The sequence below is a fragment of the Candidatus Tumulicola sp. genome, assembly GCA_035601835.1.
Taxonomy (GTDB): Bacteria; Vulcanimicrobiota; Vulcanimicrobiia; order Eremiobacterales; family Eremiobacteraceae; genus DATNNM01.
This window is the reverse complement of the sequence record DATNNM010000015.1, coordinates 145,275-157,159: the sequence shown is the minus strand read 5'-3', so window position 1 is coordinate 157,159 and position 11,885 is coordinate 145,275. Positions and strand designations below refer to the sequence as shown.

At 55.0% G+C, this 11,885-nt stretch carries 9 protein-coding genes; 6 read left to right on the top strand and 3 right to left on the bottom strand.

Annotated elements, in window-relative coordinates:
* The 4 genes from VN934_10460 to VN934_10445 form a co-directional block, all read left to right on the top strand.
* On the top strand, positions 1-415 hold a 415-nt coding region (locus tag VN934_10460), incomplete at its 5' end, for a hypothetical protein (GenBank protein HXM19211.1).
* A 652-nt stretch (positions 416-1,067) separates the two neighbouring features.
* Complete coding sequence (locus tag VN934_10455) at positions 1,068-1,796, top strand: hypothetical protein (protein ID HXM19210.1); 729 nt, start codon at positions 1,068-1,070, stop codon at positions 1,794-1,796.
* A 43-nt stretch (positions 1,797-1,839) separates the two neighbouring features.
* On the top strand, positions 1,840-2,433 hold the full coding sequence (locus VN934_10450; protein HXM19209.1) for a hypothetical protein: 594 nt from the start codon (positions 1,840-1,842) through the stop codon (positions 2,431-2,433).
* A gap of 365 nt (positions 2,434-2,798) precedes the next feature.
* Complete coding sequence (locus tag VN934_10445) at positions 2,799-4,403, top strand: DUF2075 domain-containing protein (GenBank protein ID HXM19208.1); 1,605 nt, start codon at positions 2,799-2,801, stop codon at positions 4,401-4,403.
* A 381-nt stretch (positions 4,404-4,784) separates the two neighbouring features.
* On the opposite strand, the gene VN934_10440 is transcribed toward VN934_10445, so the two are convergent.
* From VN934_10440 to VN934_10430, 3 genes are read right to left on the bottom strand one after another with little or no spacing between them, the layout of a single operon-like run.
* Positions 4,785-5,801, bottom strand: a complete 1,017-nt coding sequence (locus tag VN934_10440) for a hypothetical protein (protein HXM19207.1) — start codon at positions 5,799-5,801, stop codon at positions 4,785-4,787.
* Entirely contained in the window at positions 5,798-6,508 is a 711-nt protein-coding gene (locus VN934_10435; GenBank protein ID HXM19206.1) for a hypothetical protein, read from the bottom strand. The genes VN934_10440 and VN934_10435 overlap by 4 nt, the downstream gene beginning before the upstream one ends.
* Positions 6,505-7,347, bottom strand: coding sequence for a ParB/RepB/Spo0J family partition protein (locus VN934_10430; GenBank protein HXM19205.1), 843 nt, complete (start codon positions 7,345-7,347; stop codon positions 6,505-6,507). Before VN934_10430 ends, VN934_10435 begins: the two co-directional genes overlap by 4 nt.
* A gap of 889 nt (positions 7,348-8,236) precedes the next feature.
* Between VN934_10430 and dndC the strand changes: the two genes are divergently transcribed.
* Together dndC and dndD are read left to right on the top strand one after the other, a co-directional pair.
* Positions 8,237-9,613, top strand: coding sequence for a DNA phosphorothioation system sulfurtransferase DndC (gene dndC, locus VN934_10425; GenBank protein HXM19204.1), 1,377 nt, complete (start codon positions 8,237-8,239; stop codon positions 9,611-9,613).
* The gene (dndD, locus tag VN934_10420) at positions 9,610-11,547 is read left to right on the top strand and encodes a DNA sulfur modification protein DndD (protein ID HXM19203.1); all 1,938 of its coding nucleotides are present in this window, start codon (positions 9,610-9,612) and stop codon (positions 11,545-11,547) included. Before dndC ends, dndD begins: the two co-directional genes overlap by 4 nt.
* The last annotated feature ends 338 nt before the right edge of the window (positions 11,548-11,885 follow it).

Here is an 11,885-nt window from a genome sequence, read left to right as displayed (position 1 = left end):
GATCCCGCTCTTCGACCCCGGCCGCGCAAGCAACGTCCTAGACGACATCGAGTGGGAGCGCCGCCACGGGCGGGCCAAGCGCGTCCGCACGATCGCGAACGTGCTGCTGGAGGAGGGCTGGAAGGCACAGGTCCTGGCGGCGAAGGAGGGCCCGCGCGAAGAAGCGCCGCTCCTGAATGAAGACGCGGCGATGATGCTGGTCGACGCTTGGCTGGAGAAGCAGGGCGCGCAGACCGGCTGCACCCGCGCCGACGTCCGAGCGGCATTTGACTATTTGACGTCACCGCTGGTGGCTCGAGCGATTGACGCCGACGCTAACGGAGGCGCCATCGTCCTCCTTGGCTCACCAAGTATAGCGACAGTCGCCGTCGAAACGCGGCGCAAATGGTTGAAACTGAAGACGCCGACATACTAGAAATTGCAGTTCGACTGCTATTGGAGCGTCGAGACGGCGAAGCGGAGGCCGAACTTCTGAGGTTCACACCTGACGACCCGGTCCCGCCACCCGTTATTCATTCAGTGACGGCGACCGACCGACCATCTCACGCACCCCGCCCGCCAACGAGTCCGTCGATCTTGGCGCCAGTGCTAAAGAGGGATAAATGGCGATGCCGCTACTGTCAGCGTAAACTTGTTGCAGCGGGTGTCATTGAGCTCATCGGAAGCCTGTGCCCGGAACAGTTCCCATTCCCACCCGGTCATCACATGCCCGTAGACCGCACGCATCCTGCCGCCCTCCGAGTTTATCCGAGCGTTGATCACGTTCATGCAGGGTCGCTTGGCGGCGATTGGCATGACCAAAATAATCTTGTCGCCGCCTGTACGCCTTGCAACGAGCTAAAAAGCGACACGTTGGGCTGGGGGGCTACACCCATCTCTGAGGGCGACGAGTGGAAAGGGTTAACGGAGTATTATAGATCGCTAACCGAGCGAGCAAGTAGCGTTCGACCATATCACGTGAGGTGGATGGAAGCCCTAGGCGTGTGATCCGCGAAGCAACCACGTCAAGCCTACGATAGAGCGACACATCGCAAACAAGCGCACCCGTCGTTCAGCGAGGGCAACAAGTGGAAATCGATTGCGAGCTATTGGAGCGCTACATGCGCAAGTTCTACGGCTACGGCAACGAGGCCGCGGAGACCCTGTTCATTGGGTTAGAAGAGGGCGGTCGCGAAACAGTTGAGAGCTTCGCGACGATTCTTCACAAATGGCAACTGAGAGGCGAGCGAGACCTCGAGGACCTCCAAGAGTACTCGCGGCTCTTTCCAGACACGTATGGATACTTCAAAGATCCGCCAAAACCGCAGCCGACATGGAACGGCCTTATCAGAATCCTTCTGAAATCGCAGGGAAAAAGTATCGCCGAGCATGCCGTGACTAGCTTTCAGACGCAGCTCTTGGGCGCACCGAACGGTGACCATTGCCTATTAGAGCTTATGCCGCTGCCAGCTCGACGTAGGACGGACTGGCCTTACGCTAAGTTGAGCCGATGTTTTGGGTACCTCGCGGAGCGCGACACATACGAACGAGAGTGGCTGGTGCTCAGGCGCGAGCGCATCTGCGACATTGTCCGCAAGAAGTCTCGCAAGGCCGTGGTATTTTACGGAACCAGTCACGAGTATCTAACGACTTGGCAATTTATCGCCGGGCAGCCATTGGCATGGGACCCTGGGTTAAAGCTTTATCGGTCGCGCGCCGAGAAGCCACTCTTTGTCGCCGTTCGGCACCCAAGCCGCTATACGAAGGACGAGTTTTACGAGGGGATAGGAGATTTTATTTTTCGGGTCACGCAGTAGATGGTTTCAGTCATCGAGTACAGGCCTTTTTCGAGGGGAAGTCATGGCGGTTGAATCACCTCTTGTCAAGAGGTTCGCCAGCGCAGTTAACTCGCTCCGTTTGTCGTACGTGGCTCGGATTCACGAAGCTCTCTACTATGAGATGCCGCTAAACCGGCGAATCGAGGCCGCAGAAAAACCGCGTTTACCCAATCGGGGCAGCGGAGCTTTTCAAGTAGATTTGGCCATTGGCGTTGAGCGTGAAGATCCGGGCGGCGCATTCTTTACTCCCTTGCTCGCGATCGAGTTCAAGACCCAGTTAACCACCCACGATGTGATCACTTATTCGGCCAAAGCGATTCGAACAAAACAGGTCTACCCGTGGCTCCGATACGGGCTCATAATTGAGGGGGGTGAGATGATACCCGGCCGGTTCTTCACCCACAATCAAGGACTAGACTTTGCCGTGGCCGCCAAGGGATACCTGTCCGAGGGGAAGTTCGCCGGGTTCGTGCGCGCCCTTGTGGTCGGGGAGGCTGCGCTGTCGGATGAGCTGGAAAGAGCACGAGGCAAGAACCGATCGTCGACGGAATGCTATCGCTCTCGTAAAGAGTTTGGGCGCTTCGGCGCCCTGTTTCGAGTCCAGACGACCAGATAGGGCAGAGCGTGCGGTTCTGCGTCGCCAATCACGGATAACCGCTGGTTCGACTCCCTCGCCAGTGCGCGTTCGCTTGTGGTGACCCTATGCAGCTTTACGTAGGCAGTACGCGGCAGTTCTTTGATGATGCAGCTCGTCACACGATCGCTGACAAGCTCCAATTCAACTTCCAACGAGCCTTCGGCCATCTCCCCTCAGTCTCTGAGATGCGGTCGTGGCGCAATTCTCTGTCCGCGCTCTCCGTCCACTTGCAATTCGCGAGACTTACGAACAACGGCATTATCCTTGAGCTTCAGCTGCCGTTGTCGTCGGCAAGGCTAGATTGTCTCTTGACGGGTCGCGATGCGCAAAAACGCGACAACGCGGTGATTATCGAGCTCAAGCAATGGGACAAAGCCGACGCGTGCGATATTGAGGAATGCGTGGTCACATATCTTGGTGGTCGAGACCGAGTAGTTCCTCATCCCTCAGTTCAGGCGTGCCACTACCGGCAATACCTCATGGACAGTCAGACTGTCTACTATGAACCGGATCCCCCAGTCGGTCTTTCAGCGTGCAGCTACCTTCACAATCTGGGTTACGATCCATCTTCGCCGCTCCATGACAAGAAATTCGAAGCTGTGCTATCAGATTGCCCGATGTTCGCAGGGAATCAGGCTGAAGAACTTGCATCGTACCTCCGCGAGCGCGTAAGTGAGAGCGGCGGCGATGAAGTTCTACAGCGCGTCCTCGAGAGTAAATATCGGGCAAGCAAGAAGTTGCTCGATCACGTTTCGGAAATCATACAAGGGAACAACGTCTACACGCTTCTCGACGAACAGATCGTTGTCTATAACACGATACTCGGCCACGCCCGCAGGGGCTTCCACGGCCCCAAAAAGGCTGTGATCCTTGTAAAAGGCGGGCCGGGAACGGGGAAGTCCCTTATCGCCGTCAACGTTATGGCCACGCTCGCAAAGGAGCACTTTGCGGTTCAGCACGCAACCGGCTCTAAAGCGTTTACGGAGAATCTGCGTCGCGAAGTTGGGAGGCGCGCGGCCAGTCAGTTCAAGTACTTCAACAGCTTCGTAAACGCAGAAGATGGCGCCCTCGACGTGCTCATTTGCGATGAGGCCCATCGGATTCGAGAGTCAAGCAATAACCGGTTTACGCCCAAATCCGATCGATCCGACCGGGACCAGGTTGGCGAGATCGTCGACGCAGCGAAGGTAGCTGTTTTCTTAATCGACGACCATCAGGTTGTACGCCCAGGCGAGATAGGCAGCTCGGAACTTGTGCGGCGAGCAGCTGAAAACGCCAAGGCGACTCTGGTGGAAGAAGAACTGCAAACTCAGTTTAGATGCGCCGGCTCAGAAGCGTTCGTTTCATGGGTCGATAATACACTCGGGATCAGGGAGACGCGCGACGAGGTATTTGAGGCCTCAGATGCCTTTGAGTTCCGCGTCCTGCAGAGTCCCGAGGAGCTAGCCGCCGCGATCGAGGCGCGGGCGCATGAGGGGTACACGGGACGACTGGTAGCGGGTTTTTGCTGGCCGTGGTCCGATCCAAAGCCGGATGGGACATTGGTCGACGACGTCGCGATCGGCACATTTCACCGCCCCTGGAACGCGCGGCCCCAAGCGGGCCGCCTCGCGAACGGGATCCCGCAGTCCTCCTTTTGGGCCGCCGACCCAAACGGGCTGTCGCAAATCGGCTGCATATACACAGCCCAGGGTTTTGAGTTCGACTACGTCGGCGTAATCTTCGGAAAGGACCTAGCCTACTCTAAAGCCACTGGAGAGTGGGTCGGGCGCAAAGAGTTTTCACGAGACTCCTTTGTGACAAAGCGAGCAAAGGAAAGCTTTGTGAACTATGTCCGCAATACGTATCGAGTGTTGCTGACGCGCGGAATGAAAGGTTGCTACGTCTATTTTATGGACGTCGAAACAGAGGAGTTTGTGAGGGGCCGGCTCTCGAACGGTCGTTACTGATGTGAGCAGGCAGCCGGTGCGTGAACCAGCATCACGCTCATCGAGTGCAAGACATCGGTGAAGGGTCCAAAGAGGCGAATTCACGACCGAAGCGATCAGGTACAAGGATGAGTACCACGCGGCTACTGCGCCGTCATCGGCCCCAGGGTCGAGCAACTCGGCACGCTCGACGCGGAACTCCAAACGCACAAGGTCGCCCTGTGGACAGTTGCCGATGCCGTTTGGACCAGCTGAGTTAAGCCAGACCGTAGCAACGCAGTTTATACGGTACAATGATCTAGCGGGGTACAAAAAATCAGTCTGACCTGCTGCGGTTATTCTCCCGGGGCGATAGAAGCAGCCTGGTTTCCTATCCGAATGCGGTTTTCACTCTTAGTGCACTCACCATTGTGGAGATTCGCTGTTGCTTGACCAAGTAGCAGCGATACCTAGCCGCTGTTGTATTTGGAAGGCGAGCTCGACGCCGTAAGCGCGCGTGTTATCAGTGACCACATACTTTGCCCCAGTCGCACGCACATATTCTAGAGTCCCATTGAAATCCGCGTGATCCGACATGGCAATTGTGTATCTTCCTGGCGACCAGCATTGGATGGGGCTACATGGGTCCGACATGAACCCACTCAGCACTATTTCTGTGCCTTCAATCCGACTTGGTATGATATCGGACTTGCCATAAAATCTTATGAATTTCTTCTGTTCCATTGCGGCATGCGCTTGGTGGCTGCTTGTAACGCAGAGCGGAGGAATGCTGTAGCCAAAATGCCGATATACGTTTACGTCGCGCATTAAGACGGGTGAAACCAGAATTGGCGTAAGGGTCTCTCCAAAAAGCAGCTTCAAGGCTCTTTGTATCGTTCCCCGATAGGCCTTTACATGAACTGGCCCGGTTCGACATGACTCCGCAACCAGTTTGACAAACGCCCCATTTGCATCGCCCTGAGTATAGTGTCTAATTCGTTGAGGGATGCCATATGTGCTGTCTACAACAAGGGCTTCGACTTGTATTACCTCATTTAGAGGCCATCCAAAATCGCCAGAGTAACCTAGACGCAAACCATCTGCCGTCGTAACTGCAGCCTGCGCGCTACCAAGTATGTGTTCACTCGGCAACAGTTCGATACTTGAGGTTTTCAGCTTCACGTTGTTGCCCAAATCAATTCCGAGCAAATCCGGGCGATGATTTAAGTCCGCATCGAACTCAGCAACTAGAAGGGCACGAGTCTCTCGGCTGCACACTATGGCATCGCAGTAGCCTTTAGACCGATTGAACCCACCCATGTGGTCGTCGTGAACATGCGTCTGTACTCTGATCTTTCTATCAGATCTAAAGCCGTCGCAAATAACTTCAGGCCCCAAGACAACTGCACCTGATGCCGTCACGTCGATGGGGTAGTTCACTTCAGCCCTATTCTTTCACAAAGCCCGTCCACAAGGCGACCTTCGAGGTCACGACCACCCTCTCTCAATAGACCGCGTGCGTCTTCTTCGCTTAGGCTAATAGATAGTCTCGCGTCACTCAGACTACCACCGAATTCCTTCACTGGATATATCTGTAAAACGACCGTCTTCAATAACGCATCGCGCTCACTTTGAGTTAAGTACCTTAACTTTGCACTTAACCTCTGGTCACTAATTAGGCCTAGGATAAGGTGTCGACGACTGACTGAAGGGTGCAGTGCTGCTATTGAGTCCGCTGCACGATCCACAGGTTCCTTCGCTTTGAAAACTCGTTGGATGAGCTGCTTGGCATCGGCAAGAGAAAACGAGCGCTCAAGAAGAATATTAAATACTGCTTCATGCTCACGCCGCGGAAGGCGCGCGACTTCTGTTGCAGCGGAGAAACTCACCTTTCCCGGCTCGCCGCCCCATCCAACGAGGTGATGAGTTTTCGGGTCAAGGTCGAGGAGTCGAGTGAACCTCTTGATCATAGTTGCCGAGCGTAACGTCAAGTCCTCACTCAGCGTGCCCAGTGTTTCACCTGCGTCCAACGCGAGCTTAAAGAGATTCGCCACTTCAAGTGGTGACAGCTCTCTTGGAGCTCCTCGCTGAGAACTGTTTATTGTGAGAATCAGGGACTTTTGTTGAGCCTCGCTCAAGCCTTTCACTTGCTAGATTCTATGAAACCCTTCTGTGAGAGGCCCTCCTCAATCAAGGAGCGAGCCGCATCATCTAGAGTCGTATCCTCGGCTTTCGCGTAGGCATCCAGCTGTGTTTTTGTAGGAGATAGAAGTGTCACCACGATTTGTGTTACGGCTTTGCTTGTCTTTTGCTCCTCAAGCACGTCATCCAATGGTCGCGACGGATCGGCCTCTCGCTCCTTTATCAGACGCTCGCCTTGTGCTTTTGTCATGTTCGCAATTTCAGTGCTAATCTTAGAGGCTTCTTCTTCGCTGAATTTTCCCGATACGCTCGCGGCGCGCTGCACGCGTAACGCATCCTTTAGCGTAAGCCGCCGATCATCGACCTGCTTCTGTAGGGACTTATCTAAGTAGTCGTATTTCAGGTACTCCCGAACAAGGTGCTCCTTTATTCCAGTAGCCTCGGCTACTGCCTTGGGGCTCCCATAACGTTTGAAAAGTTGAGTACAGGCATCGATCTTGTCTGCCAGAGGGACATCTTGGCGAAGCAAATTCTCGGTTAGAGAAATTGCCTTCACTTGCATTTCGTCAGCCTCTTTGCGGATAATGGCCCTAATATTAGGCAGGCCTAGACGCTCGTGCGCTAAGAATCGCCGTTGGCCGGCAATGACCTCATACATTCCCGCTCTTTGACCCGAAGGCGCAACAAGGATTGGTTCCAATAACCCCATCACTCGGATACTCTCCGCCAGATCATCGATGCCGGCATTGACATTTCGAAGCCGAACTTGACCCTTGGCGATGTATAGGGAATCCAGTGGAATGTTAACAATCTCATCAACGACTTCGATTTTCTCTTCCGGCACCTAACTGTCTCCTCTCTATAATATGAATCATGGCCTATCGCTATAATCACCGTTCAGTTTGCGAGAGATGCTCTTTCGGCCGTCTGGCCAACTGCCCTTCCGTGGCATCTGCCGCGATCGTTGTGAGTTGGGTCGCTCTAGTGGACACTTCCGCATTTGCCCAGAAGGGGTCCACCACGACAAACATCCACGGGTTTACCCGCCTGAGTTTCGGCAGCAGGCGCTGGAACTCATCCGCTCCGTGAACAGCGCTAACGCAGTCGCCTTCGGGTTCAATAACTCGGCGGACACGCACCAAATTGGCTTAAGCAAAACGCTGTCGACGGCGGTCGATGCGACGGTCTGACGCCGCAGGCACGTGATGAGATCACCTCGTCGCGCAAGAAGGTCGGACAGCTCGAGCTCAAGCGCGAGATACTCGGCTCGGATGGCAACTGCTACGACAACGCGATGTGCGAGAGCTTGAACGCGACCCTCGAATGCGAGCTGCTCGGCCGACATCGCTTAAAAAGATCGGCGCGGAGCTGCGCTCGCCGTCTTCGACTTCATAGAGGGCTTCTACAACCCGCAGCGGCGACACGTGTTGATCGGAACCTCTCACCCGTTGAGTTCGAACGCCGGATGAGCCAGGCCGCTTGATGTCCAATCAAAAACTCTCCACCAAAGCGGGCCAGCTTCATGCACGCGTTGAGAGGAGTTTGATACCAAGACTACCTGTAGCGCCGCGGTCAAAGCAGCAGCCTCGGTTATCCACTCCTATTTCCGGTTGTTCACAGCCTGCACACAACCTGTCCTCAAGGCCGAAGTTCTCGACCCACAAAATCTCATGCAGGTGCCTGCGCCGAGGGCTAGCGAACATGTGTTCGAGTGGCGTTTTGGGGGTAAGGACGTGGATCTTAAGGCAACCATTGACCTTATCAAGTCGACCTATCAGGCGGACTTGCGACCATGGGTGATCGGGTTTAGCGGCGGCAAGGACTCGACGTGCGCGCTTCAGCTCGTTTGGCAGGCGCTCCGTCAAATACCTGACGACCAGCGGCTCAAGCCGATTTACGTCCTATCATCAAACACACTGGTGGAATCACCGGCAATAGTGGACTACATCCGTTCGTCGCTCGAGAAGATGGGCGATCGGGCGGCGAGCGACGGTATCTCACTTTCCGCCAAGCTGGTTGAGCCTCTAATCGAGGAAAGCTTTTGGGTCAACCTGATTGGGCGTGGCTATCCCGCACCTACAACGAAGTTTCGATGGTGCACAGACCGGTTGAAGATCTCGCCGGCGAACCGGTTCATAAAGGACCAGGTTACGAGGTTTGGAGAGGTTGTGCTCGTTCTCGGGGTGCGGAGCTCTGAAAGTGCCACGCGTTCTCAGGTTATGGCCATGCATGAGATCGATGGGTCCGTCCTAAGAACGCACTCAACTCTCCAGGGGGCTCTTGTCTTCGCTCCGATTGCCGACTGGACCACCGACGACGTCTGGTCTTACTTGCTCCAAAACGCTCAGACGCCATGGGGGACCGATAACAACGACCTGGCGGCTATGTATCGGGCCGCAGATGGTGAATGTCCGCTCGTGGTAGACACCACGACGCAATCCTGTGGCAACAGTCGGTTCGGTTGCTGGGTTTGCACAGTCGTCACACGCGACAAGAGCATGGAGGCGATGATTGACTCTGGACAATCGTGGATGGAAGAGCTCTTGGAGATTAGGGATCTACTCGCCGAAACACAGCAAGAGCCTCGCAAGAGCGAAGTAAGATCGATTAGGAAGCTCGACGGACGAATACTTCTGAAGGACAGTGGCGATGAGGCGGCATTAGGTCCATACACCCTGGACTTCTGCAAGATCTTGCTTGAGAAACTGATTGCTACCCAGGCGAGGCTACCAGCAGAAGCATCCGGCTTCGAATTGATTTCCGAGCCAGAATTGCTGGCTATCAGGCGGATCTGGCGCGAGGAGCGACACGATTGGGAAGACTCAGTTCCGAGGATTTTTGATCGAGTATCAGGACGAAAGTGGAGATCGCTGCTGGATGAACAGTCCTACGCTTCCGAAGAAGCTCAACTACTTGAGCGGATTGCCCGAGAATCGGGAGTGCCAAGTCTACTCATCAGAAGGTTGATTGACGCGGAACGAGACTGTTTGGGTGTGAAGCGCCGGGCTGGCATATACGCTAGATTGAACTCTATTCTGGACGAAGATTGGCGCGACGATCAGCAGGTTGTGGCTGACATTACCGAATTGAAGAGAGCAGCGTCTCCATGATTCTGAGGAATGTGGCGGTTCACAACTACTCGGTGTTCGGCTCGGCCTCATTTGACCTGTCCACCCACCCCGACAAGCCGATTGTGCTCTTTTATGGATCAAACGGTGCCGGCAAGACAAGCCTACTCCAGGCTTTCAGACTCGCGTTACACGGCCGCCGCAGCTTTTCCGATGGCATCTCAGAGACCGATTACCTCCAATACCTTCGCAACCGTTTTCACAACGGTCAATTTGATAGACCGTGCAGTATTGCACTGGCCTTCGATTTTGCCGAGCGCAGTTCGCTCAAGCGGTGCGATGTTGTTCGCTCCTGGACTCCCAATGGACGGCGAATTGACGAATCCTTGTCAGTGACGATTGAAAACCACCGGTTGGCCCAGGATGAGGCGGAGGAATTCCTAAATCACTTGATGCCGCCCGAGGTTCTCCAGTATTTCTTCTTCGACGCTGAAAAAGTCGCTTATGTAGCGGACTGGGATCACGATGACGATACTCGATTGTTCGCATGCGTCGATGAACTGCTAGGATTGCAGCCGCTCGACCAACTTCAACAAGATCTTGAAGTCATGACCATGCGTTCCACCGGAAGAGCAGACTCAGCCAAGGGCAATGACCTGCTATCCGAGTTGTCCGAACTGCAGCGCGAGAACGAGCAGCTGGTGCACGCGCTTCGGGAGTCGCGGAAGGCCCAACGGGCCGCGGTAAGAGCGTACGACGATGCCAAGCGGCGGTTTCGTGCGCTCGGAGGCGTCGTTGCACAAGAGCGGCAGCAGCTTGAGGCTCGTCATGCGGAGCTGGATTCCAAGATTGAGTCGCTATCCTCCGAGCTCTCCCGCGAGGCGAATGCGCTCCTTCCGCTGTTGGTAACCACGAGAGTTCGCGAGCGTGTTCTCGAGCAGCTCACGGTTGCGACTCGGCTAGAAGAAATAGAGGCGCTTGCCCGCGCGTTAAAAGTGTCATCCAATGAGTTACACGGGGCCTTATTGTCCAAAGGCCTTCGTACTGAGGTAGCTACCGAAGTCGTCGAGACCGTCCGCGCAATTTTGACCCGGCGCCCCGTCGGCTTGTCAGCACGACCCCTAGTCATGTCTCTTGCCGAAGCGACTTGGATGCAGTCTGTACTGACCACCGAGGTACCCAGACTTGGGCGGCGCGTGCGGTCGATTCTAGCGGAGCACGAATCAACAACCAAAGAGAGGCTCGAAAATGAAAAAAGATTGCGCGCGGCTCCCGTTGATGACCCGAAAGCAGATGCGGCTCTAAAGGAGATGGAGGAGCGTCAGTCAGCAAAACTCGCGCTCGACAACGAGCTTGACAAACTCTCGGCGCGTCGAGAAGAAATCGAAACTTCAAGCTCGGCGTTGCGCAAGTCGCTCAAGAAGATGCGGCAAAAGCAGTTCACGGAGAAACGAACTCGGGTGCGCGAACAGATGATCGTGGGCCTTCGAGCAGCGCTTCCGCAGTACGCCTCCACACTGCGCTCGGCGAAAGAGGTGCAATTCGCCGACTTGCTAACAACAGCGCTGCAAGCGCTGTGGCACAAGAAGGACCGTCTAGCGCGATCTGAAGTTAGTTTCGTTAACAAGTCAGTGAAGCTCTTCGACCAGCAGGCTGAAATCTCAAAAAGTGACTTGTCGGAAGGAGAAAAACAACTCTTTGCCACTGCTTTTGTTTTCGCTCTGGCGAAGCTATCAAATCGCAGGTTTCCCTTTGTAATTGATACCCCGCTTGGAAGGCTTGACAGGCGTCACAGACAACGCTTTGTCTCGAGTTTTCTGCCGAGGCTAAGCCACCAGGTTATTCTCTTTTCCACAGACTCTGAGATCGTCGGAAAACTTTACACGGAACTGAGGCCGCTGATCACAACCACGTACGATCTTGCCGATTTCAACGATAGGGTCACTCCACCCATTCAGCTGGAGGTCGCCCTGTGATCGCGCCGCCCAGGGTAGCCCTATCTGAGACCACGACAAGCGCACTTAGACAGGTTGCGGCGAAAACAGGGCTTACGCCCAACGTGGTTGCGCGATTCGCGATGCTTGTATCATTTGAACAACGACACGCACCAGCCCCTGACATGGGCGCAGCTGACCTAACTATCAATCGAGCCACACTGTTTGGCGAGATAGAGTCGTTCTTGCTTGCGGCTTTTCTCGCGGTTCATCCAAATGCGGATGAATCTACCACCTCAAAGCTGATTGCCTCGCATATCGCCCGGGGCGCCAGATTCCTCAACCTTCGGGTTAATTCGCTGTTCGACTTAGCTCGGTTG